This is a genomic window from Lacrimispora xylanisolvens, assembly GCF_002934545.1.
GTDB classification, from domain to species: domain Bacteria; phylum Bacillota; class Clostridia; order Lachnospirales; family Lachnospiraceae; genus Lacrimispora; species Lacrimispora xylanisolvens.
The window spans coordinates 320023-343435 of sequence record NZ_PTJA01000003.1 but is presented as its reverse complement, the minus strand read 5'-3'; the positions used below and the strand labels follow the sequence as shown (position 1 = coordinate 343435).

22 protein-coding genes and 1 tRNA gene are annotated in these 23413 nt (G+C 42.6%); 11 read left to right on the top strand and 12 right to left on the bottom strand.

All coding sequences use genetic code 11. The annotated features are described in order from the left end of the window. Position 1 precedes the first annotated feature (1 nt). The 6 genes from BXY41_RS07155 to BXY41_RS07130 are packed head-to-tail and all read right to left on the bottom strand — an operon-like array spanning position 2 to position 5985. The gene (locus tag BXY41_RS07155) at positions 2-1366 is read right to left on the bottom strand and encodes a PFL family protein (protein WP_104436133.1); all 1365 of its coding nucleotides are present in this window, start codon (positions 1364-1366) and stop codon (positions 2-4) included. Positions 1367-1405: 39 nt separating this feature from the next. Then, entirely contained in the window at positions 1406-1678 is a 273-nt protein-coding gene (locus BXY41_RS07150; protein WP_104436132.1) for an ACT domain-containing protein, read from the bottom strand. Positions 1679-1692: 14 nt separating this feature from the next. After that, positions 1693-2490 (bottom strand): MBL fold metallo-hydrolase, encoded by a 798-nt coding sequence (locus BXY41_RS07145; RefSeq protein ID WP_104436131.1) that lies wholly within the window; start codon positions 2488-2490, stop codon positions 1693-1695. A gap of 6 nt (positions 2491-2496) precedes the next feature. After that, positions 2497-3078, bottom strand: a complete 582-nt coding sequence (gene coaE, locus BXY41_RS07140) for a dephospho-CoA kinase (protein ID WP_104436130.1) — start codon at positions 3076-3078, stop codon at positions 2497-2499. A 16-nt stretch (positions 3079-3094) separates the two neighbouring features. Beyond that, complete coding sequence (gene polA, locus BXY41_RS07135) at positions 3095-5626, bottom strand: DNA polymerase I (protein WP_104436129.1); 2532 nt, start codon at positions 5624-5626, stop codon at positions 3095-3097. Positions 5627-5634: 8 nt separating this feature from the next. Next, positions 5635-5985: an anti-sigma factor family protein gene (locus BXY41_RS07130; RefSeq protein WP_104436128.1), complete on the bottom strand. Its 351-nt coding sequence runs from the start codon at positions 5983-5985 to the stop codon at positions 5635-5637. Between the two features lie 182 nt (positions 5986-6167). On the opposite strand from BXY41_RS07130, the gene BXY41_RS07125 reads away from it, so the two are divergent. The 9 genes from BXY41_RS07125 to upp all read left to right on the top strand — a co-directional run bounded on the left by BXY41_RS07125 (position 6168) and on the right by upp (position 14587). Next, complete coding sequence (locus tag BXY41_RS07125; protein WP_104436127.1) at positions 6168-7184, top strand: polysaccharide biosynthesis protein; 1017 nt, start codon at positions 6168-6170, stop codon at positions 7182-7184. Next, a complete protein-coding gene (locus BXY41_RS07120; RefSeq protein WP_104436126.1) occupies positions 7181-8311 on the top strand; it encodes a polysaccharide biosynthesis C-terminal domain-containing protein in 1131 nt (376 codons plus the stop codon). The genes BXY41_RS07125 and BXY41_RS07120 overlap by 4 nt, the downstream gene beginning before the upstream one ends. 3 nt (positions 8312-8314) lie before the next feature. Continuing rightward, positions 8315-9445 (top strand): non-hydrolyzing UDP-N-acetylglucosamine 2-epimerase, encoded by a 1131-nt coding sequence (wecB, locus tag BXY41_RS07115; protein ID WP_104436125.1) that lies wholly within the window; start codon positions 8315-8317, stop codon positions 9443-9445. Between the two features lie 10 nt (positions 9446-9455). Beyond that, complete coding sequence (locus tag BXY41_RS07110; RefSeq protein ID WP_104436124.1) at positions 9456-10292, top strand: glycosyltransferase family protein; 837 nt, start codon at positions 9456-9458, stop codon at positions 10290-10292. After that, the gene (locus tag BXY41_RS07105) at positions 10293-11285 is read left to right on the top strand and encodes a CgeB family protein (protein WP_104436123.1); all 993 of its coding nucleotides are present in this window, start codon (positions 10293-10295) and stop codon (positions 11283-11285) included. It abuts the gene before it with no gap. 160 nt (positions 11286-11445) lie between these two features. Next, positions 11446-11528: transfer RNA gene (locus BXY41_RS07100), tRNA-Leu, on the top strand. A gap of 266 nt (positions 11529-11794) precedes the next feature. Further along, positions 11795-12529: a DUF4163 domain-containing protein gene (locus BXY41_RS07095; RefSeq protein WP_146088557.1), complete on the top strand. Its 735-nt coding sequence runs from the start codon at positions 11795-11797 to the stop codon at positions 12527-12529. A gap of 72 nt (positions 12530-12601) precedes the next feature. Continuing rightward, entirely contained in the window at positions 12602-13927 is a 1326-nt protein-coding gene (locus BXY41_RS07090) for a uracil-xanthine permease family protein (RefSeq protein ID WP_104436121.1), read from the top strand. A gap of 30 nt (positions 13928-13957) precedes the next feature. Beyond that, the gene (gene upp, locus BXY41_RS07085; RefSeq protein ID WP_097006321.1) at positions 13958-14587 is read left to right on the top strand and encodes a uracil phosphoribosyltransferase; all 630 of its coding nucleotides are present in this window, start codon (positions 13958-13960) and stop codon (positions 14585-14587) included. Positions 14588-14667: 80 nt separating this feature from the next. Here the strand turns inward: upp and BXY41_RS07080 are convergent, their stop codons facing one another. Genes BXY41_RS07080 through BXY41_RS07070 form a run of 3 tightly spaced genes read right to left on the bottom strand, consistent with a single transcriptional unit; the run spans position 14668 to position 18757 of the window. Next, positions 14668-15999, bottom strand: coding sequence for a sodium-dependent transporter (locus tag BXY41_RS07080; RefSeq protein WP_104436120.1), 1332 nt, complete (start codon positions 15997-15999; stop codon positions 14668-14670). A 7-nt stretch (positions 16000-16006) separates the two neighbouring features. Further along, positions 16007-16690, bottom strand: coding sequence for an LbetaH domain-containing protein (locus tag BXY41_RS07075; protein WP_104436119.1), 684 nt, complete (start codon positions 16688-16690; stop codon positions 16007-16009). 12 nt (positions 16691-16702) lie between these two features. Then, a complete protein-coding gene (locus tag BXY41_RS07070) occupies positions 16703-18757 on the bottom strand; it encodes a DNA topoisomerase (RefSeq protein WP_104436118.1) in 2055 nt (684 codons plus the stop codon). Between the two features lie 196 nt (positions 18758-18953). Between BXY41_RS07070 and BXY41_RS07065 the strand changes: the two genes are divergently transcribed. Next, a complete protein-coding gene (locus tag BXY41_RS07065) occupies positions 18954-19439 on the top strand; it encodes a YbaK/EbsC family protein (protein WP_104436117.1) in 486 nt (161 codons plus the stop codon). Between the two features lie 30 nt (positions 19440-19469). Next, positions 19470-20147 carry a CPBP family glutamic-type intramembrane protease gene (locus tag BXY41_RS07060; protein ID WP_104436116.1) on the top strand — a complete coding sequence of 226 codons (678 nt, stop codon included), beginning with the start codon at positions 19470-19472 and terminating at the stop codon, positions 20145-20147. Positions 20148-20166: 19 nt separating this feature from the next. Here BXY41_RS07060 and BXY41_RS07055 read toward each other — a convergent pair whose 3' ends face one another. From BXY41_RS07055 to asd, 3 genes are all read right to left on the bottom strand, one after another. Further along, positions 20167-21054 carry a DMT family transporter gene (locus BXY41_RS07055; RefSeq protein ID WP_104436115.1) on the bottom strand — a complete coding sequence of 296 codons (888 nt, stop codon included), beginning with the start codon at positions 21052-21054 and terminating at the stop codon, positions 20167-20169. 76 nt (positions 21055-21130) lie between these two features. Next, positions 21131-22189: an aldose epimerase family protein gene (locus BXY41_RS07050; protein ID WP_104436114.1), complete on the bottom strand. Its 1059-nt coding sequence runs from the start codon at positions 22187-22189 to the stop codon at positions 21131-21133. Positions 22190-22255: 66 nt separating this feature from the next. Then, positions 22256-23344, bottom strand: a complete 1089-nt coding sequence (gene asd, locus BXY41_RS07045) for an aspartate-semialdehyde dehydrogenase (protein WP_104436113.1) — start codon at positions 23342-23344, stop codon at positions 22256-22258. Between the last annotated feature and the right edge of the window lie 69 nt (positions 23345-23413).

Below are 23413 nucleotides of genomic sequence, written 5' to 3'. Positions count from 1 at the left end.
GCTAATTCTTAAAGCTGTGAATAGGCGCAGGAATTCTTCCTCCGCGGTTTACAAACTTTTCACAGGAGTATTGATTAACTGGCATAACAGGAGCGTATCCTAAAAGGCCGCCGAATTCCACGGTTTCACCGACAGACTTACCGATAACCGGAATAATACGAACTGCTGTTGTCTTCTGGTTTATCATACCGATTGCAGATTCATCAGCAATGATTCCGGAAATGGTAGAGGCAGGAGTATCACCTGGAATGGCAATCATGTCCAGACCAACGGAGCAGACACAGGTCATTGCTTCCAGTTTTTCAAGGTTTAATGCACCCATGGCGACTGCATCAATCATTCCCTGATCTTCACTGACCGGAATAAACGCACCGCTTAAACCGCCTACATAGGATGAAGCCATAACTCCTCCCTTTTTTACCTGGTCATTGAGCAGAGCCAGGGCAGCCGTTGTGCCTGGAGCACCAACCCGTTCCAGACCAATCTCTTCTAAGATTTCAGCTACACTGTCACCGATTGCAGGTGTGGGAGCCAGAGACAAATCTATGATTCCAAATGGTATGTTAAGTCTTTTGGATGCTTCCTGAGCAACCAGCTGTCCAACTCGGGTAATCTTAAATGCAGTTTTCTTAATGGTCTCGCAAAGAACTTCAAAGTCCTTTCCTCTTGCAGCCTCAATCGCCCGTTTTACTACACCCGGACCGCTGACACCTACGTTAATAATTGCATCTGCTTCTGTAACACCGTGGAATGCACCAGCCATAAATGGATTATCATCCGGCGCATTGCAGAATATTACCAGTTTTGCGCAGCCAAGGGAATCATTATCTTTGGTCTCTTCTGCTGTTTCCAGAACAATCTTGCCCATAAGAGCTACTGCATCCATATTAATTCCTGTCTTAGTAGAACCTACATTAACAGAACTGCAGACACGGTCTGTACAGGCCAGAGCTTTTGGAATAGAGCAGATCAGATTTTTATCAGCCGTTGTCATTCCCTTGCTGACAAGTGCAGAATATCCGCCAATGAAATTAACACCAACTTCTTTTGCTGCGCGGTCAAGGGTCTGTGCTATGGTAACAAAGTCATCAGGAGTTTTGCAGGCAGCAGCTCCTACCATTGCTATCGGGGTTACGGAAATACGTTTATTTACAATGGGAATTGCAAAATCTTTCTCTATCTCTTTTCCTACAGATACCAGATTTTTAGCAACCGTGGTGATCTTGTTGTATATCTTTTCATTCACCGCTTTTAAATCACTGTCGCAGCAGTCAAGGAGACTGATACCCATGGTGATAGTGCGCACATCCAGCAATTCCTGCTCGATCATCTTATTGGTCTCATTTACTTCAAACATATTCAACATATCGATAACCCATCCTTTTCTTAAGCCTCACTGCAGTAATCAGATCCGATGCATTTTAGTAAAAATTTCTTCTCTCTGGCATTTTACCTTTACACCAATCTCGTCTCCAATTTGTTCCAGTTCATCCGCAAGCTCTCCAAAAGGCTTCGCTGCTTCATTGATGTCAACAATCATCATCATATTAAAATATCCCTGTACAATGGTCTGGGAAATATCTAATATGTTTACCTGGTTATTTGCCAGATAAGTGCAAATCTTTGCTATAATCCCTACTGTGTCCTTGCCAACTACTGTAATAATCGTCTTATTCATCATGCATCTCCTCTTTATATAGTGATAATTTCCGACATCTGATCCCGTTTTGCAACGGCTATGGAAAAATCAGATGCCTTAAATGGATTATCTCCCTCTGAGATTTCAAGCTTTACGGTTTCATAAGCAAGCTCTTCGTAATTATTTTCCTTGCTTAAATGGCCCAGCAGAATCTTCTTTAAGTTCTCGTGAAGAATGCAGCACAGCAGCCGTCCTGCATTTTCATTGGATAAATGACCATGATCTCCCAATATTCTTCGCTTTAAATAATAAGGATATGGTCCTGCCTGAAGCATATTCACATCATGGTTGGATTCTAATAAAACAGCATCCAGTCCCTGGAGATGCTCGATAATGTACTGATTGTAATGCCCCATATCTGTTGCTACTGCAACCGATTTATGTTCATGCTGTATCCGGTATGCAACCGGATTTGCCGCATCATGGTCAATGGAAAACGGTTTGACCTCTAAATCTCCAAGGAAAAAATCCACATCCGGGCGAATGGCACAAAACAATTCCCGGGGATATTCTCCCAGATACTTCTGCTTGGAAATCTCCTCAAGCGTCTCCCTTGTTCCATAGATGGGAACGCCATACTTTCTTGCCAGCACTCCAAGCCCTTTGGTATGGTCCGAGTGTTCATGAGTGATTACAATTCCTGTGAGTTCGCTGCCCTTTAATCCAATTTCGTTTAATCCCTGTTCAATTCTTTTATTGCTTATTCCGGCATCTACCAGAACATGAGTCGTGTCAGAACCTACATAAATGCAGTTTCCGCTGCTCCCGCTAGCAATGCTTACCAGTCTCATCGTTTTCTATCCCCTGCTTTTTAATATTTCCGCCAATTGATCCTCTAAATCCTTAACAGAACCATGGTTTTCGATTATCCGGTCGCAGCGCCTTGCATATTCCTGTTCCGACGCCTGGCTTCTGATCATTTTTTCCGAACGTTCCTTTGAGTAGCCCCTGTTTTTTAAAAGCCGTCTCATTCTGACTTCTTCCGATGCATGTACATACCACATCTCATCATAGATGTCTTCCGCTTCTTCACCCATAATTGCAAATTCTACCACAATAAGCCCGGCTTGGGAAGCGGAAATTTTTTGTCTGATTCTTTTCCACACCAGGGGATGAATCATTGAATTAATCTGTTCTCTGGCAGATTCGTTGTCAAAAATCACTTTTCCCAGTGCAGTACGGTTAATGGTGCCGTCTGAATTAAGAATGGCTTCACCAAAAGTTTCTTTTATCCCCAGATATCCTTCTTCTCCCGGTTCCATGAGTTCATGGGCAACTTTGTCCGCTTCCATCACTTCTGCATTATATTTTGTTTTTAATATGGTGAGAACCAGACTTTTACCAGCCCCCACTCCGCCAGTAAGTCCAATTACTTTCATACGATCCACCATCCTATTATTTGGCATCGAACCAGGATTCCCCAACATTGGCATCAACTTCCAGCGGCACAGCAAGACTGGCTGCACTCTTCATCTCTTCCACCAACAGTTTTTTCACCTGATCAAGTTCTTCCAACCGGGCCTCAATTAAAAGTTCATCATGAACCTGAAGAACAATTTTCGATTGCAGACCCTGTTTTTTAAGGGCACGGTCAACCCGAATCATGGCAATCTTCATGATATCTGCCGCCGTTCCCTGAATCGGAGAATTCATCGCTACACGTTCCCCAAAGGAACGCTGCATAAAATTAGATGATTTCAGTTCAGGCACGGGACGGCGCCTTCCAAACATGCTGACTGCATACCCGGTTTCTTTTGCGTCTGTCACCAGTTTATCCAGAAACAGCTTTACCCCTGGATAGGTTTCAAAATACTTATCAATATATTCGGTCGCTTCTTTTCTGGTAATACTTAAGCCTTCACTTAAACCAAATGAACTGATTCCATATACAATCCCGAAATTGACCGCCTTGGCATTGCGTCGCTGCAGGGAGGTTACTTCCGTCAAAGGTACATGAAAAACCTCTGAAGCAGTGATTGCGTGAATATCCTCAGCCTGCTGATAGGCACCGATCAGCCTTTCATCTCCCGACATGTGAGCCAGAACCCTCAGTTCAATCTGGGAATAATCGGCGTCTATAAAAATGCAGCCTTCCTGTGGAACAAAAACTTTCCGGATCTCTCTTCCCAGCTCCATACGGATGGGAATATTCTGTAAATTAGGCTCTGTACTGCTGATTCTGCCGGTTGCAGTAATTGTCTGATTAAAGGTGCCGTGAATCCGTTCATCGGAACCAATATAGGCAGCCAGTCCATCAGCGTAGGTGGAATTTAACTTAGTCAGCTGTCTGTAATCCAGTATCTGTTCTATGACCGGATAATCAGGCGCCAGCTTTTCAAGTACATCAGCAGCCGTGGAATAGCCGGTTTTCGTTTTTTTTCCACCTGGCAGTTTCATCTTTTCAAACAGGATTTCACCCAGCTGTTTGGGCGAATTAATATTAAAGGTTTCTCCTGTCTGTTCATATATTTTCTGTTCTGTTTCCTTAATCCCAATCTTTAATCTGTCCCCGTATTCTTTCAGCCTGTCTCTCTCCACACGGATTCCTGTTTCTTCCATAGTAAATAAACTATATACGAGAGGCATCTCAATCTCATAAAACAGCCGTTCCATCTCAGCTGTTTTGAGTTCTTCTTTTAAAATGCTTCCGCACATAAAAGCAACATAAGCCATAGAACACATACAGGTTACTGCCTGAGATTGATTTTCTGAAAGTGCCTGGATTAACGTACGTTTTCCCAACAACTCTGTTTTGGAAGGAAGGGGTAACTGGAGATAATCCTGGGCCAGATCATTGTATTCATAGGAGCTTTTTAACGGATCAATTAAATAAGCTGCCAGGGAAGCATCAAGCACTGTTTTTTCATCAGCCACGTTCAAAAATGGAAGCTGGCTCTTCAGATCCAGAACCATAACATTTTCTCTGTGGCTTATCACTTCTTCTGCCTTTTCTTTCAGATATTCTGACGTTAAATTCCCCTGGGCAATCAAACACCAGCACTCCTCTTTTGACAGACATAAAGCCAGAGCTGTGATTTTTTTATCTGTTCCTGTCACCTGCAGACCCAGGCTTGTACCAGCAGCACATCTTGAAAAAACTGCCTCTGCATCAGCAAGCTCTGTAATTATTTTGCCCATCCAGCCATCAGAGGAAATCTCTTCCACTTCATCCGGGAAACCTGCAGGTTCAAAATCCATATCCATAATTTCTGCAATTTCTGATTCTGCAATGGTTTTGACCTCATCGAGATGAACATCATAATCTGTTTTCAGACAAAGAAATTGCGCTTCTTTGTCGATCTTCTGTTCATACTCCGTTAATGCTTCCCGGATCTGATCAGACTCAATTACCTCTTTCTGCCCATAGACTGCCTGCAGGGAACCATACTGAGAAATAAGACGGCATGCAGTTTTTCGGCCAATGCCTGCACCGCGTTCCAATGAAAACACCTCTTTTAACTGTTCCGGTTCAAGACCAAACTCCTTCCTTACAGCCTCCACTGTCCAGGTTATTAACTCTGCCCCTTCTTCTCCCATGCCAGGAATCAAGGCAGAGATATGCTCGCTTACCGCCATTAAAAAGTTCTCATCAGCAGTCAGTACGGAAACATCTTTTTCATCCGACTCACAGTTTTTTGCAAGAGAACAAATAAGATCCAGAGAACGGACCCCCTCTTTTTCAAAAACAGGAATTTTTAAAGAAGCCAGTGCTTCCTTTAATCTGGTTTCATTTTCAATCAAATCCCGGGCTGCTATCCCATTCTCGTTCATACCGCCAAATACCGCTGCAATATAATCCGTTTGTTTTTCTTCTATAATACGAACCACCACATTGCGTATTCCTTTTACACAATTGGCTGGAACTGCATAATAAACCTCTTTCAGCATGCTGGTTCCGTCAATCAGTACTGTTTTTTTTCTGTTCATCTGTTCTCCTATCCAAGCAAGCCCAACTGCAGCCAGATTCTGCACTGAAGAAGGACTGTAATGACAAGTGCCATGACGCACACGGTGGATACCGCATATCTTGCTATTTTTATCAGCTGAATGAACTGAAGTCTTTGTCTGGACTGTTCCAGAGCCGCCTCCAGTGCCCCCTTGATATTATAATTCCCTGTTTCAGAATCCAACTGCATGATTCCTGCTTCTATGGTGAAATATATTTCCAGTTCTTCCATACAATCTGAACAGGTCTGCGTATGTTCCAAAAATTCTTTCAGTTCTTCATCTGTCAGTTCATCATTTATATATGGAATGACCAGACGTTCTGCTTCCTTACATGTCATCGCCCAGACACCTCCTTAACCATAGCTTTTTACTATCATACAATATATTTTACCGATTTTCAATTTAAATACCAGATGATTTCTAAGGTGCCCGTCATTGCACACCATCAAAAAAAACAAATCCAGATTAACAGACATATACTATAACTGACTTAACTTTAGATTGGAGATCTACGAGACTTATGTTTAAAGACAAGACTCTGCTCATAACAGGAGGGACCGGTTCCTTCGGGAATGCCATGCTTAATCGGCTCCTCGATACAGATATAGGAGAAATCAGAATATTTTCACGAGATGAAAAAAAACAGGATGATATGAGAAAAAAATATAATAACAAAAAAATTAAGTTTTTAATTGGTGATGTAAGGGATATTACCAGCGTAAAAAACTGCGTGCGGGGAGTGGACTATATTTTCCATGCAGCCGCCCTCAAACAGGTCCCAAGTTGTGAATTCTTTCCGTTAGAAACGGTCAAAACCAATATTTTAGGCACAGAAAATGTACTGAGTGCTGCCGTGGAAGCAGGCGTTAAGAAAGTGGTCTGCTTATCAACCGACAAAGCCGTTTATCCAATAAATGCAATGGGCATGTCCAAGGCCCTGATGGAAAAAACCTTTATCTCCAAAGCCAGAACAGCTGAAAATATAGTGATCTGCGGTACCAGGTACGGCAACGTCATGGCATCCCGGGGTTCCGTGATACCTCTGTTTATTGAGCAGATAAAAAACGGACAGCCGCTCACGGTTACGGATCCGGATATGACCCGGTTTCTGATGAATCTGGACGATGCCATTGAACTGGTGCTTTACGCATTTGAAAACGGAAAGTCCGGGGACCGGATGGTGAAAAAATCCCCGGCGGCTACCGTTGGTGATCTTGCTCAGGCACTCAAGGTCCTGTTCCATGCCGATAACGAAATTCAAAACATCGGCATAAGAATGGGGGAAAAGATGCACGAAACGCTGCTTACCCGGGAGGAAATGGCATCAGCAATGGATATGGGAGATTATTTTTGCATTCCCGCAGATGAAAGCGACTTAAACTATGCAAAATATTTTAGCGATGGGAACCGGGATATTGGAACCATACAGGAGTACAACTCAAGTAATACCCACCGGCTGACCCCGGAAGAACTGAAAGAAACGTTGTCAGGCTGCAGTTATGTGGCAAATGAATTAAAGGAGTGGAACCATCTATGAAAATACTGGTTACAGGTTCAGGCGGATTTATCGGAAAAAATTTGTGTGTCCAGCTGGAAGCCCTGGGAGACTGCCAACTCTCTAAATACGACATACAGACCAGCCCGGAGCTTTTAGAACGCTATGCAGCAGACTGTGATTTTGTTTTTCACCTGGCCGGCGTTAACAGACCGGAGAATCCCTCAGAGTTTGAGGAAAACTATAAGTTTACCAGTAAGCTGTTAAAGGCTTTGAGAAATAGCGGTAAAAATACGCCTGTGCTCATGTCATCCTCTATACAGGCGCAGCTTGATAATCCTTATGGCCGAAGCAAACGGAAAGCAGAGGATCTGGTAAAGGCATATGCCCATGAAACAGGAGCCAATATTTATATCTTCCGCCTGCCCGGGGTTTTCGGCAAATGGTGCGCACCTAACTATAACAGTGTAGTGGCTACCTTCTGTCACAACATCGCCCGTGATTTACCCGTACGCATGGATGATCCCGATGCAGAAATTTCACTGGTCTATATCGATGATGTGCTCCAGGGATTTACAGCGGCATTGCAGGGTGATATCACGAAACAGAACGGGTTTTGTCAGGTAAAGCCCGTTCATCACACTACGGTCAGGGAGCTGGAACAAACCATCAGGGGTTTTCGGGATAGCAGGCAGAACCTTGAGCTGGCGGACATGGCAGAACCACTGACCCGGAAACTGTACAGCACCTATTTAAGCTATCTGCCTGATGACAAATTCTGCTATGCGCTTAAGGAACACCGGGATCAGAGGGGCGCTTTTGCTGAATGCCTTAAATCAGCAGCAGGGGGCCAGATCTCCGTAAATATTACAAGACCCGGCATGACAAAGGGCGGTCACTGGCACCATACCAAGACAGAGAAATTCATCGCCGTAAACGGTTGTGGCCTCCTGCGCTTTCAGAAACTGGGCGGTGGGGATATCCTTAAGTATCCCATATCATCAGAAAAACTGGAGGTAGTCGACATTCCGCCCGGCTATATCCATGATGTAACCAATACAGGCAGCAGTGACCTGGTGTTACTGATCTGGGCCAGCCAGCTTTACGACCCTGTGCATCCGGATACGTATCCTGCTGAAATTAATGATAATTCATGGAAAAAGGAGTAAGCAATGAAGAAACTCAAATTGATGACCATACTGGGAACCAGACCGGAAATCATCAGGCTGTCCGCCTGTATCAAAGCTTTCGACCAGTATTTTGATCATATTCTGGTTCATACCGGGCAGAATTGGGCGAAATCCTTAAATGATGTTTTTTTCGATGATCTTGAAATCCGTACGCCTGATTACTGCCTTTCATGCCCTGGTGAAACTCTTGGGGATACCATTGGCAATATTATTGCAGAATCCTACCGGATTTTACAAAAGGAAAAACCCGACGCCCTGCTTGTGCTGGGAGATACCAATTCAGCACTGTCAGTCATCTCCGCCAAGCGCCTTAAGATACCCATCTTCCACATGGAAGCGGGCAACCGCTGCTTTGACTTAAATGTGCCTGAGGAAATCAATCGCAAGATTGTGGATCACGTATCTGATATAAACCTGGCCTATACAGAGCATGCCAGGCGGTACCTTCTGTCTGAAGGGATTACAAAAGAGCATATCTTTGTCACTGGTTCTCCCATGACTGAGGTACTTGAAAGTTGCAGGCAGAAAATCGACCAAAGCAGCATACTGAGCAGGCTCATGCTGGAACAGAACCGGTATCTTGTAGTATCCGCTCACAGAGAAGAAAACGTTGATGCAGAAGGCACATTTATTCCACTTATGCAGGCTGTCAATGCGGCCGCAATGACTTACCGGATGCCTGTGATTTTTTCGGTGCATCCCAGAAGTCAGAAAAAAATTAAAGATTACGGCTTTGTCTTTGATCCGCTTGTACGATGCATGGAACCCTTCGGCTTTCTGGATTATTGCCAGCTGCAAAAAAACTCTTTTTGTGTATTGTCCGACAGTGGAACTCTTTGCGAAGAAAGCGCGATTCTCGGTTTTCCCGCAGTACTTCTTCGAACTTCCACGGAAAGGCCCGAGGCCCTTGACAAAGGCTCTGTCATTATAGGGGGAACAAACGAAAAAGACATCCTTCAGGCTCTGGCGTTGTCTGTATCCATGGGAACCAATAAGGAATCTATTGCTCCGATTCCCGACTATACAGATACCAATGTTTCCTGTAAAGTAGTCAAAATCATTGAAAGCTACACCAAAATTATCAATCAGAATATATGGAAAAAAACTATATGAGGTGAATAAAATGAGTCTTGTACACACTCTGCTTTTTATGTTAAGACAGGGACAGGATATGAAATTCGCCCTCAGCTGTTTAAAATCTCTGGAAAAAAGCACCTACAAAACAATTGTCGTCTACAATCAGGGAGACCTGACCAATGATAATTTGAAAAATTTTTTAAAAGAAAATTTCAAACTTGACTGTCACATTATTGGGGACGGCACAAATGTAGGTACAACAGTTGGTCGGCAGAAATGTTTTGAATACATTTGGAAAAATATACCGGATACACTATATATCAGCGAACTGCATTTAGACATGGTCTTCTCTCCAAACTGGGAGACTCCACTGGTCACCTATCTTGAGAATAATGAAGAACCTCTGATCAGCTGCGGCATTGTGGATAAAAAAGGGGCGATGCCCTTTTTAAATAAAACCGCTGTTCTGCCTGAACAGTTATCACAATACGATGACTTTCTTTTGGGATTGCGAACTGACAGCGTAGTTCAGGGATTTACGAATCCATGTATTCACGTTTCTGAAATACTTAAGAAAACAGGCGGCTATAACGCAGCGTTTTTAAAGGGACGCCAATGCTTTGAAGATGACAGTATGCTTCTTGGCTACTACTACTATTATGGAACTAAACGGGGCTGGTATCCAAAAGTCAATTATAATTCCGTGGTATATCACGAAATCGCCGGTCAGAGGATGACAGCAGGCGGTAAATCCGCAGACAATTATGACGGCCTGGTAAAGCAATACGGCACCATGGGACTCAAAGCTTTAAGCGAATTGCACGGCAGTCCCTGGCACAAACAATATTTTTTAACCCGTTATCAGGAAGGACTGAATAAATAAATGAAAGTACTCATTCTTGGAAACAGACTATTTTCGTACGATATGCAGTGGGGATTTAAGCAGGCAGGCTACGAAGCCTCCGTCCTCACGGCTAACACCGTGAATCAGATGGAGCAGATTTTAACAAATTGTGACGCTGACCTCATTATCACTCTGGGAGCACCTCTGGAACTCAAACATGATGTCATGTCATATCTGGGAAATAACCGCCCTAAGTCTCTGAAGCATATACACTGGGACACCGATGGCATATCCAGTACCTATTTCCTTTCAAAAACAGGAGACGGTATTGAGATGGATATCATTTATGCATCAAAACCTGATCTGGTGCTTACCATGTGTCCGGAAATGCGCCAGTTTATTATGAAAAAGGGGTTCCCCTGCGAGATGATGTATTACGCCTACTGTCCGGTCGTTCATCATCCAATGGAAGGCCTTAATACAAAAGATGAATTTATTAATTTGATCGGCAATTCTTACGCAATGATATACCCGTTCCATCCGGAACACTACCGCTATAAATCACTGCAGATACTCTTAAAACCGCTTCTGGAAAACGGATACCAGATACAGCTTTACGGAGACCCGGGCTATTTGCCCCTTATCAAACAAATATTAGCCATGGATACACCTCAGATCCATTATCATGGGGGTATGGCCTATGACCGCACCTGCGCAGCATATAACAGCAGTTTTATCAATCTTGTAACGCAAAATCACCAGCAGACCATAACCAAGCGTACCTTTGAGATACTGGGTTCCGGCGGTTTTGTTCTGTCATCCGACAATGCTGAGATCAGAAACCTGTTTACTCCGGGACGTGATCTGGTTGTATCCTCTTCCCCCGAACAGACCCTGGAACTGGTGGAATACTATAAGAAAAACAAAGATGAATGGATGAACATACGAAAAAATGCGGCGCTGAGCGTACAGAACCATACCTACAAACAGCGGGCCGAATATATTATTGAACAGTATAATAAATGTTTATAACCTCTCTTCTCCCTGCCTGATGTTTTCATACTCAATTACACAGACAGGGAGAATCCTTTTACTGCTTTCCCATTGACGGGAATTTATTTTGCCGATTTTCAATTTAAATACTTGCCAAATGGAAAATCCTGTGATAGAATAATGAACGTTGTAAGTGCAAGCCGGCATGTCGGAATGGCAGACGAGGCGGACTCAAAATCCGTTGATGGCAACATCGTGTGGGTTCAAGTCCCACTGCCGGCACTACACCCTTGGCAGGGAGCAAGACTTCCCAAAGCGGATTTATTCTGACTTTGGGGAGTCTTTTCTCTATGTCTTCATATTTTTCCTACAATTCCCTTAATTTTACATAATGATCTAGGAAAACCAGTTGGTATTATGATATACTAACTTCAGAAAAAACAAATCAGATCCGAGGTGATTTTACGAAACGTCATATTCTTTTCATGGCTGCACTTCTATCTCTGTCTCTTAATGGTTGCGGTCACCGAAATTATGTAAAACCAGATTTGTCAGACATTCAGACAACAAATATCAAAGAAACAACTGCCTCCGCCGAAACGTCTGTGATAGAAGTTCAGAATGAATCTGAGAGCTCCGGCAGTTTAAGTACAGATCCCGAATCAAAAACAGCCGCTTCGATATACGTTTATAAGAATGACAAGGTGACCATTGAATATCCGGTTCTTAAACAATTATCTGATGAATCGAAATTAGAAGCCGTCAACAGTCTGTTAAAAGACAATGCACTGGAAATTATCAATGCTTATTCCATTGATCCATTGAAGGATACTCTTACTGTCAGTGCTGACATCATTTCAGCTGACAGGAACAGGATCAGCGTCGCCTATACAGGCGTGCTTTCTTCTGAGGGGGCTGCACATCCCACCAATGTTTATTACACCAGCGTTATTGACTTAAAGACCGGGAAGAACATCAGGCTGACGGATTACGTCGATCCAAAACTGCTGGCTCAATATGTACTGTCTGATCAGTGTAAATTTTACAACACATCTCCCGAGCTTAAGGAAGCTTTGATGAGCGCGCGGACCGATATGGATGAACAGACATATACCGACATTTTTCAAAATGCAGATTTTTCATCAAAACAGCTGGAAAAAGGGGCCTCAGAATTTCCGGAATCCTTTAGCTATGAGGATCAGGGAGTCATTATTGTCTCCATACCTGTTGCTCATGCTTTGGGGGATTTTGCGTTAATTGAATATACTCCTGAGACAAAATAACAAAAAGAGTTGCCATTTATCCCTTTCTCTGATAAAATAGGACGGAAAAATAAAAAGAAACGGGGTATTCTCATGAGTAACAACGCAAAATTGACAACCCGAGACTATCTGCTCAGCATTCAGCATCTCTTCGCCATGTTCGGCGCAACCGTGCTGGTACCCTTACTGACAGGTCTCAATCCATCGCTGGCATTATTCTCTGCAGGCGTTGGCACCTTAATATTCCACTGCTGTACTAAATTTAAGGTTCCTGTGTTTCTCGGTTCCTCCTTCGCTTTTCTGGCCGCGGTTACCGCAATTATCCGACCGGAAGGAACCGTGATCCCTGAGAACGTACCTTTAGCACAGGGTGGAATTATTTTTGCCGGTCTGGTGTATCTGATCTTCGCGTTCATCGCTTATCGTATTGGTGCAGAGAAAATCAAAAAGATTTTTCCTCCAGTTGTAACCGGTCCGGTAATCGTGGTCATCGGAATTAATCTGGCTGGCACTGCAATTAACGATGCTACCGGCAATTTAAGCCTTGCCGATGGTGTAACACCTGACATTGCCCTGAATCTGGGAATTGCGATATTTACATTATTCGTAGTTATTCTGTGTTCAATTTTTGCTCATGGATTTTTCAAGCTGGTTCCGATCCTGATTGGAATATCTGCCGGTTATCTTCTGTGTATCATATTAGGGGCATTCGGTATCTTCCATATGGATTACTCAGCTATCGTATCTGCTGCATGGATTAATATCCCTTTTGTAACAAAGGATCTTAATAATGTACCATTTATGTCTGTTCCACAATTCAGCTTGGGTGCCATTCTTTCTATCGCCCCCATTGCCTGTGTTACATTTATGGAGCATATTGGAGACATCACCACCAACGGAACTGTTGTAGGAAAGGACTTCTTAAAAGATCCCGGTCTTCACCGCACACTAATGGGCGACGGTCTTGCCACATTACTTGCAGGTTTTATGGGTGGTCCTGCCAATACTACTTATGCAGAGAATACAGGCGTTCTGGCAACTACCAAGAACTACAATCCGAAGCTTCTTCGTATCACTGCCGTATTTGCTGTTATCCTCGGGCTCTTCGGTAAAGTTGGCGCAATTCTCCAGACAATTCCCGGACCTGTAAAGGGAGGGGTAGAAATCATGCTTTTCGGTATGATTGCTGCTGTCGGCATTCGTTCCCTGGCTGAGTCAAACCTGGACTTTACACACAGCAGAAACTTAAGCATCGTCGGATTGATCCTGGTATTCGGTCTTGGATTTGCCCAGGTTGGCGGACTTAATGTCACAATCGGAACTATCACATTAAACATTTCAGGTCTTTTCATCGCTGTTATCATAGGTGTCTTTATGAACCTGATACTGCCTGAAACCCCTGATACAGCAAGAGATTAAGAAAGGATTAAAACTATTATGGATTTATTAATGGACAATGTAACTGTTTTTACCCACCCGCTGATTCAGCACAAAATTTCAATCTTACGAGACAAGAGAACCGGAACCAATGAATTCCGCGCGCTCATAGAAGAAATTGCCATGCTGATGGGATTTGAAGCATTAAGGGATCTTCCCTTACAGGATGTAGAGGTTGAAACCCCAATTGAGACCTGTATGACTCCCATGATTGCCGGTAAAAAAATGGCAGTTGTTCCGATCCTCAGAGCAGGACTTGGTATGGTTAACGGAATTCTGGCACTTGTACCATCTGCCAAGGTAGGACATATTGGTTTATATCGGGATGAAAAAACTCATGAGCCCCATGAATATTACTGCAAACTTCCAAGTCCCATTGAGCAGAGAACCATTGTTGTTACCGACCCCATGCTGGCTACCGGCGGTTCTGCAACTGCAGCCGTTGATTTTATTAAGCAGTACGGCGGAAAGCACATTAAGTTCATGGCCATCATTGCGGCTCCAGAAGGTTTAAAACGGCTTCACGAGGCACATCCGGATATTCAGATCTATGTAGGACATTTGGATCGTCAGTTGAATGAAAATGCGTATATCTGTCCAGGTCTTGGCGACGCTGGCGACCGTATATTCGGTACTAAATAAAACAAGTAATAAATCAAAACAACCCGGTATCTCCTGTCTATGACATGGAAATACCGGGTTGTTTCACTGCTGAACTTCAATCAGCCAATTCCTTTATATACAATACTTAATATTAATACCAATGCTGCCAGAAAAACATAGAGATACTTGGCTGTAAATATGAAATAAGAGCCAAGGGGTTTCTTACGGCCACGGTTTAATTCTTTGAGAATCTCCTCTTTCTTTAATACCCAATAGATCATAACAGCGCATAAAACTGCACCGAATGGTACCACATAGATGGTAATATAATCCATCCAGGCTCCCATATATGGTTCGTATTCGATAAAAAGACCTGCAAGGAAGACAACAGCGCCTACAAAAGCAACAGCGGCCTTTCTCGGAAAATGCAGATGTGTCTGAAGCGCTTCCGCACAAACTTCAAACATATTAACCAGAGAGGTTACCCCTGCAAATAATACTGACAGGAAAAACAACACTGCAATCACTCGGCCTGCCGGGATCTGCGCAAATACCTTAGGCAGTGTTATAAACATCAGTGGGGGTCCGCTTGCCGGATCCATCTGAAAAGCGAACACAGCAGGAATAATAGCAAATCCTGCCAAAAGAGCAGCAACTGTGTCTAACAGAGCCGTTGTAACCGCAGCTTTTGGTATATCCTCATTCTTATCCAGATAACTTCCATAAATTACCATACCGGAGCCTGTAATGGAAAGTGAAAAGAAAGCCTGTCCCATCGCCATGACCCAGGTTTCCGGCTTCAGCAGAAACTCCCACCTTGGCACCAGCAGATATTTATATCCTTCCAATGCTCCGGGAAGAAAGAATACACGAACTGCAATTAACAAAAACAAAATGAAAAATGCAGGCATCATAATTGCATTTACTTTTTCAATGCCTTTTAAGACTCCGCCTGCCAATATAACAACCGTTAATATAACAACAAGCAGATGCCATGGTACACTTCCAAAATGTCCGGTTGCCTGGGAAAAATATTCTGCAGCCTCTTCCTTCAGCATAGCCCCTGATAAGGCGCCCCATATGTATCTTAAAACCCAGCCCACTATAATTGCATATCCAATTGCAATACCAAAGGAACCAATCAGAGGAATGGCGCCCAGAAAGGAACCGCCTTTTTTTCCTCTTGTTTTTAGAGCATAATCATAGGAGCCAATGGGACCTGTACCGGTGAGCCTGCCAAAAGCAAACTCTCCGGACAAACCAACCAGACCAAATAAAAATACAAAACCAAAATACACCAGTAAAAAAGCGGCTCCTCCATATTGTCCCAGCCGATAGGGAAACATCCAGATGTTTCCCATACCAACTGCGGAACCAACAGAAGCCAGAATGAATCCAATTCTTGAACCGAATTTTCCGTTTCCTGCCTGGGCATGTTTACTTTCGCTCATGTTTTATTTATTCCTCAGTAATTTTCTTTTCTACGATTTCTCCCTGCTTTTTGTAGATGGAATTCCCCTCTACGCAGCCTCTGACACAGGAAAGCGGATAAATATCTGCTTTCGGTCCGATCACGGTACCAGGATTTAAAATAGCTCCACAGCCGATTTCTGCGAAATCACCCAGGATTGCGCCAAACTTCTTAAGCCCTGTTTCAATATCTCCATCTTCTGCATGTACGGTAACAAGGGATTTATCTGTTTTAACATTGGAAGCAATGGAGGATGCACCCATGTGAGACTTATATCCTAAAATGGAATCTCCAACATAGTTGAAGTGAGGAACCTGTACGCCATCAAAAAGAATAGAATTCTTTACTTCTGAGGAGTTTCCAACTACTGCACCTTCGCCGATAATCGCGTTGCCTCTGATAAATGCGCAATGACGGATCTGTGCATTCTTGCAGATAATTACATGCTCGCCCATACAAGCTGTTGGCGGAAGATTTACAGACTTATGAATCCATACTGCTTTTCCCACATGAACATATTCATCTTTTGGAAGACGCTCTCCAAGAGAAACGATAAATTCGCTGATCTTAGGAAGAATTTCCCACGGATAGGTGGTCTGTTCAAATAATAATTTGGCCACTGTATGATTGGTATCAAATAAGTCCTGGTTTGTCATATCTTCTTTTTTCATGTTAATAATCTCCTATTTTTGTTTTTTATAATTAGCTGCCGCAGCATCAAATACATTACGCAAATCATAATGATTATTCAGCTTCAGTACCCAAGCGGTACGTCCGGCAACAAAATTCTCCAGTTTCTGCATATATTCTTCTGAGGTTATGCTTCCCTCTGAGACATAAGTTAATCCCTTTTCCCAGCTGGCTGTCAGTTCCGGATTAAGCAGCTGTTTTATGGAGGCATTCACTACATCATAGATCATCTCTCCTAACAGCGTAGGCACAATCACCTGGGTCTTCGTATTCAAAGAGAGATATTCTATATTAAAAAGCTTTTTTAATATCTCTGCTCTTGTGGCACTGGTTCCAATACCACTCCCCTTAATCTGGGCACGGAGTTCTTCATCTTCAATTAACTGACCTGCATTCTCCATAGCAAGAATCATGGATCCTGATGTATAGCGCTTCGGCGGAGAAGTCTCACCTTCTTTGATAATCAGCTTTTTCACAGGCAGCTGCATTCCCTTTTTCAATGAACCAAGCATGGCAATAAAAGCTGGATTGTCCATTTGCTTCTGTGATGTTTCAGAACTATTCTCATCCTGATTTTCACTGTCAGGGAGAGGTTCTTCCGTCTTTTCCTCTGTTTTTTTTCTGCTGCCGGAAACATCTGCCACTTTTAAATACCCCTCTTCCAGCATTACCCGGAAGTTGGAATAAAAGTGTTCTTTTTCTTCAACCAGCTCAAGTGCATATTTCTGATAAATGGCCGGCGGATAAAAAATACTTAAAAACCTTCTTGCAACCACTTCATAAACCTTAGCGGCAAGAGGTGTTAAGCCTCTTAACGAGGAAAGACCCTGACCAGTGGGTACGATGGCATAATGGTCCGTAATCTGCTTATCATTGACATATCTTGTTTTATCAATTGATTTGTAGGATCCTATGTTTAATACTTCCTCTGCTGCGTCCTTTAAAGGCTCAAAGCCTTTCAGACCACTGATGTTCTTATAGATTTCCTTTGCTACTGCTGTGGAAAGAACTCTGGCATCTGTTCTGGGATAAGTGACCATCTTCTTCTCATAAAGCTCCTGAACTACCTTGAGAGTCTCATCAGGACTGATCTTAAACATCTTAGAACAGTCATTTTGAAGTTCAGCCAGATTGTAAAGCAGCGGCGGATTCTTCGTTTCCTTCTTTTTCTCAATTGATGCTACAACTGCTTCCATGGGATCTGATGCAGAAAGTATTCCAATCAGCTCTTCGGCATGCTTTCTTTCTTTAAATCCATTCTCTTTATAGAGGTATGGTGATTCATAAAACTTAGACCCCGGAGCGCTTTTCCATTCACCGTCAAAATCCAGATCTTCTCTGGTAAATGTACCGATAACCCGGTAAAACGGCGTCTTTACAAAGTCCCTGACTTCCCGTTCTCTCCGCACCACCATTCCCATTACACAGGTCATGACCCGGCCTACGGAAATAACAGTATTCTTCCCGCTCTTTAAATAATTTGAAATATTCTGTCCATATCTTAGTGTAAGCAAACGGGAAAAATTAATTCCCATAAGATAATCTTCTTTTGCACGCAGATACGCAGAAGCCGAAAGATTATCATATTCCGCCTCGTCTTTTGCTTCCCGTATGCCTCTTAAAATTTCCTCTTCCGTTTGGGAATCAATCCAGACTCTCTTCTGCTTTTTATCACTTACCCCCGCCATCTGGGCAACCAGCCTGTATATGTATTCTCCTTCTCTTCCGGAGTCAGTACAAACATAGATTGTATCCACGTCAGGACGGTTTAGCAGACTGCTTACAACTTCAAACTGTCTGGCTGCACTTGGAATTACTTCATATTTAAATTCTTTTGGAAGAAACGGCAGGGTGGCTAAGCTCCATCGCTTATATCTGGGATCATAGCTTTCCGGATAGCTCATCGTAACCAGATGTCCCACGCACCAGGTAATAATCACCTGATCTGCTTCTATGTATCCGTTGCTGCGTTTTGCGTTAATCTTAAGCGCATTTGCGAACTCCTGAGCCACACTTGGTTTTTCTGCAATGTATAACGATTTCGACATATAACTCCCTACTGCTTTGTGATAGTAACCGTTCTATTATACCATTAAACTTCATGAATAGCAAATATTTCTGACAACTCTCACCAAAAGGCATATCAAATTTTATTATAACATTGATAAATTTTAATATCAATGGTACAATAATTAACAATTTACTTAAAATTCCATTACATGAATACAAAGGAGTGTTTTTCTTATGTCTGTACAAAAAGTAAAAGAATACTTCAAAGAATCTGGCCGGGACTGCCAGGTTATGGAGTTTCCTGTTTCCAGTGCAACCGTAGAATTAGCAGCAAAAGCCCTTGATGTGATTCCGGCAAGGATTGCTAAAACCATGTCTTTTCACGGTAGTGAAGAAAACAGCTGTATCCTGGTGGTTACGGCCGGAGATATGAAAATCGACAATGCAAAGTTCAAAAAAACATTCGGGATTAAATCAAAAATGCTGTCCGCCGGCGAAGTATCTGCCTTCACTGGTCATGAAATCGGAGGCGTATGCCCCTTTGCCAATCCTGACTGTGCCGCTACTTACTTAGATGTGTCTCTTCAAAGATTCTCTTCTGTTTTTCCGGCAGCCGGCAGTTCTAATTCAGCCATCGAACTGACCAACGAAGAACTGTTTTTATTTGCCCAGGCGAAAGAATGGGTTGATGTGTGTAAAGGTGTTGAAGTTTCCAATTAATATAAGAAAATAAAACCGGGGGGATTTTTTATGACAGCAAAAAACAAAATAACATTACAGATTGCATCTATTTATATTTTTGTGTTACTGATGGGTTTTCTATTGAGAAATTACGAAACAAATAACCATTATCAATGGATCATAATCTTTATCAGTATTTTTGAGATTGCAATGATTTGCTACATAACGGGAAAAGTGGATGGAGAGCCGCTTGGCAGTATTGGGTTGCGAAACGTTTCTATTATGGATATTGTACATGGTGTAGTTCTGGGCGTTATTCTTTACCTTCTTTATACCGTTCCGGTCGAGTTATTTACAAATATGTCCGTAACTGCTAATCGCCCTCTACCATTTAGTGAAATGCCTTATTTATACACCCTTCTCTTCCTTTCATTTATTAATAAAATTACTGATGAAGTCATATTCAGAGGATACATTTTCACAAAATTAAATCAGCTGCTTTCTTCTAAATGGGCTGTCATTCTTATCAGTTTCTTACTTATTTATGTTATGAATCTGTCTAAGACTTTAAGCTTTAATGGATTAAATATGTATGGAGCATTTATTACAACAGTTCTTTATTGCTATTACTTATACTATTTTTCAAGAAAAAGTATTATTCCATTGATCATTTCAGATTGTCTGCTAATCATACTGAGAGCAGGATATGGATATATCATATGGGAGGCGATCTACAGCTTTTTTTAAAACATAACTCCCGCTGGATTTAAGCAGCGGGAGTTTGTTTTTTGAATTCTGATAATATAACCGACAGAAACAACAAAGCACAGCCTGTGAGTAATTTTAAAGTTACCGGCTCTCCCAGCAAAAAAACGGAGAACAGCAGACCAAATACGGATTCAAAAGACAGAATAATGGAAGAAGTGTTGGGGCTTAAATGCTTTTGTCCCATATTCTGAAGCAGAAAACAGATCATTGTGCTGAAAATGCCAAGATAAAGAAGGCTGACCGTCATAGAGTAATCAATTACAGACAGATCCAGTCCTCCCTCTAAAAACGGAGCAACCACCCAGCTTAATCCGGCCGCAACTGCCATCTGCATCACCGTTAGTATAATAGGATCATGGGTTTCTGTATAACGGTCAACAAATACAATATGAAAAGCAAAAAATATACCACAGATAAGAGTCATAAAATCACCAATGTTCACTCTCAAGTCACCCTCCAGGGAAATAAATCCCAGACCAATGACTGCGATAACTGCTGCTCCCACATTGTTCTTTGACGGTTTTTTCCTATTAAAAAACCAGTGCAAAAAAGGAACAAGAATGACGTATAATGTAGTAATAAAAGCATTTTTACTGGCAGTGGTATACTTCAATCCATAGGTCTGAAAGAAATAACTGATAAACAGAAAAAATCCCAAAACCAGGCCGCAGATAATATCTGTCTTTCCCACCCTCTTCAAGCGCTTCCAAAATACCACTGTAAGTGCTGCAAAAGCAATGGTAAACCTCAGTGCCAGCAGATAGGTTGGTGATATGACATCCACTGAATTTTTCATTACCACAAAAGCACTTCCCCAAATTACCGTGGTGATAATCAGTCCCATAACTGACAGTGCTTTTATCCCTTTTTCATTCGTTTTATTCATAAGTATGCAATTATGTCCTTTCACAAGCGTTCAGGGGCGCAATAGTCTGCGTCCCTGAATTTATATCAATGCTTCTCTAAATTGTTGAAAACTTATATATTGTGGTTGTCTGATATTCCTGTCCCGCTTTTAATACAGGGGAAGGGAATTCAGGAGTATTCACCGCATTGGGATAGTACTGGGTTTCAAAGCAATAACAGCAGCGTTTGCTGTAAACTGCACCGCCCTTGCCTGGCATCTGGTCATTTAAAAAGTTTGCAGTATAGAACTGCATTCCCGGAAGATCGGTATACACTTCCATTCTGATACCTGTCTTATCAGACTCTGAAGCTGCGCATAAAGCCAGTTCTTTTGACGGATGATTTAAGACCCAGTTATGGTCATAGCCGCTTCCAAAAACAAGTGCTTCATAATCTTCATTGATATCCTGCCCGATTGTCTTCATAACAGTGAAGTCCATGGGTGTTCCTTTTACCGGTGTAAATTCGCCTGTTGGAATTGAAATTTCATCAGCCCTGGTATATGTATCGGCATCAATCCATACTTTCTGATCTAATGCACTTCCGCTATCATGGCCATTCAGATTAAAATAGCTGTGGTTGGTAAAGTTTGCAACCGTATCCTCATCACAGATCATGTGATAATCGATCTTTAAGCCGTCGTCTGGTGTGAGAGTATATGTTATGGTAATATTGGCATTGCCGGGATATCCCTGATCTCCATCTGGTGAAAACAGGGAAAAACTCACACTGGTTCCCATATCATTTTCTTCTACCTCACTGTCCCAAAGACGTGATTGGTAAAGATCGGGACCGCTGTGTAAATTATTGGTGCTGTTATTCGCTGTAAGCTTATATTCTTTCCCATTCAACATAAACTTTGCACCGGCAATACGGTTGGCATTTCTTCCAATGGGAGCACCAAAGTGAGGCGGGTTGAGCAGATAATCCGATACACTATCATACCCTAATACCACATCCGTTTCCTTTCCGTTCCGATCAGGCACATTCATGGTTACCCAAACTGCACCCAGATTTGTAAATGAAGCAGATACTTTATTTTCATTTACCAGTGTATATAAATACACCTCTCTGCCATCCGGCATGTTTCCCCAAAGTTCTTTTTTGTATGCCATCTTACTTCCTCCATATACCTATTTTATAAAGGCTCTCTCCTGGACAGAGAGAGCCTCATAATCCAGTTAATCTCTGGCTTTGATATACCCTTTCGCAGTCAAAAGCTCTGCAGAGAGTACTGCGCCGCCGGCTGCCCCGCGAACTGTATTGTGAGACAAACCAATAAATTTATAATCATACACAGAATCTGTTCTTAAACGACCTACAGAAACTCCCATTCCGTTTTCAAAATCCACATCAAGGGCAACCTGAGGACGGTTATCTTCTTCTAAGTACTGGATAAACTGCTTTGGTGCACTTGGAAGATCCAGTTCCTGGGGAAGCCCCTTAAAGTTCACCAGACGGTCAATTAATTCCTCTTTAGTAGGCTGCTTGCGGAATTTAACGAAAACTGCTGCAGTGTGGCCATTGAGAACGGGAACACGAATGCACTGGCAGGTAATTACCGGCTCCTGTGCTTTTACAATCTCACCATTTTCAATCGTTCCCCATAAACGAAGGGGCTCCTGCTCGCTTTTCTCTTCCTCACCGCCGATATAAGGAATAATATTTCCTTCCATCTCCGGCCAGTCCTTAAAGGTCTTTCCTGCACCTGAAATCGCCTGATAGGTAGTAGCTACCACCTCGTATGGTTCAAACTCTTTCCATGCAGTCAGAACCGGTGCATAGCTTTGGATGGAGCAGTTGGGTTTTACGGCAATAAATCCATGCTCTGTACCAAGGCGCTTTCTCTGGTCTTTTATTATCTCAAAATGCTCTGGATTGATCTCCGGGATGACCATAGGAACATCCGGTGTCCATCTATGGGCGCTGTTGTTGGAAACAACTGGTGTCTCAGTTTTTGCATATGCTTCTTCTATGGCTTTGATCTCATCTTTTGTCATATCCACTGCGCTGAATACAAAATCCACGCCAGCTGCAACTGCCTCAACTTCATTTACATTCATGACTGTTAAGTGTTTTACTGCTTCCGGCATGGGAGTTGTCATTTTCCAACGGTCCCCAACTGCCTCTTCATATGATTTTCCTGCTGAACGGGGACTGGCTGCCACAGTCACCACCTCATACCATGGGTGATTCTCAAGCAGAGATATAAATCTCTGACCAACCATACCGGTAGCTCCCAATATACCAACTCGCAACTTCTTTTCCATCGCACTCTCCTCATTTCTTTTCATTTTGTAATACTATAATACGCTAAATTCTTAACTATCCTATAACAA

Bases quoted from the DNA above. Each gene is read 5' to 3' on its own strand.
- BXY41_RS07155 (WP_104436133.1), bottom strand. From the start codon at position 1,366: ATGTTGAATATGTTTGAAGTAAATGAGACCAATAAGATGATCGAGCAG.
- BXY41_RS07150 (WP_104436132.1), bottom strand. From the start codon at position 1,678: ATGAATAAGACGATTATTACAGTAGTTGGCAAGGACACAGTAGGGATT.
- BXY41_RS07145 (WP_104436131.1), bottom strand. From the start codon at position 2,490: ATGAGACTGGTAAGCATTGCTAGCGGGAGCAGCGGAAACTGCATTTAT.
- coaE (WP_104436130.1), bottom strand. From the start codon at position 3,078: ATGAAAGTAATTGGACTTACTGGCGGAGTGGGGGCTGGTAAAAGTCTG.
- polA (WP_104436129.1), bottom strand. From the start codon at position 5,626: ATGAACAGAAAAAAAACAGTACTGATTGACGGAACCAGCATGCTGAAA.
- BXY41_RS07130 (WP_104436128.1), bottom strand. From the start codon at position 5,985: ATGACATGTAAGGAAGCAGAACGTCTGGTCATTCCATATATAAATGAT.
- BXY41_RS07125 (WP_104436127.1), top strand. From the start codon at position 6,168: ATGTTTAAAGACAAGACTCTGCTCATAACAGGAGGGACCGGTTCCTTC.
- BXY41_RS07120 (WP_104436126.1), top strand. From the start codon at position 7,181: ATGAAAATACTGGTTACAGGTTCAGGCGGATTTATCGGAAAAAATTTG.
- wecB (WP_104436125.1), top strand. From the start codon at position 8,315: ATGAAGAAACTCAAATTGATGACCATACTGGGAACCAGACCGGAAATC.
- BXY41_RS07110 (WP_104436124.1), top strand. From the start codon at position 9,456: ATGAGTCTTGTACACACTCTGCTTTTTATGTTAAGACAGGGACAGGAT.
- BXY41_RS07105 (WP_104436123.1), top strand. From the start codon at position 10,293: ATGAAAGTACTCATTCTTGGAAACAGACTATTTTCGTACGATATGCAG.
- BXY41_RS07090 (WP_104436121.1), top strand. From the start codon at position 12,602: ATGAGTAACAACGCAAAATTGACAACCCGAGACTATCTGCTCAGCATT.
- upp (WP_097006321.1), top strand. From the start codon at position 13,958: ATGGACAATGTAACTGTTTTTACCCACCCGCTGATTCAGCACAAAATT.
- BXY41_RS07080 (WP_104436120.1), bottom strand. From the start codon at position 15,999: ATGAGCGAAAGTAAACATGCCCAGGCAGGAAACGGAAAATTCGGTTCA.
- BXY41_RS07075 (WP_104436119.1), bottom strand. From the start codon at position 16,690: ATGAAAAAAGAAGATATGACAAACCAGGACTTATTTGATACCAATCAT.
- BXY41_RS07070 (WP_104436118.1), bottom strand. From the start codon at position 18,757: ATGTCGAAATCGTTATACATTGCAGAAAAACCAAGTGTGGCTCAGGAG.
- BXY41_RS07065 (WP_104436117.1), top strand. From the start codon at position 18,954: ATGTCTGTACAAAAAGTAAAAGAATACTTCAAAGAATCTGGCCGGGAC.
- BXY41_RS07060 (WP_104436116.1), top strand. From the start codon at position 19,470: ATGACAGCAAAAAACAAAATAACATTACAGATTGCATCTATTTATATT.
- BXY41_RS07055 (WP_104436115.1), bottom strand. From the start codon at position 21,054: ATGAATAAAACGAATGAAAAAGGGATAAAAGCACTGTCAGTTATGGGA.
- BXY41_RS07050 (WP_104436114.1), bottom strand. From the start codon at position 22,189: ATGGCATACAAAAAAGAACTTTGGGGAAACATGCCGGATGGCAGAGAG.
- asd (WP_104436113.1), bottom strand. From the start codon at position 23,344: ATGGAAAAGAAGTTGCGAGTTGGTATATTGGGAGCTACCGGTATGGTT.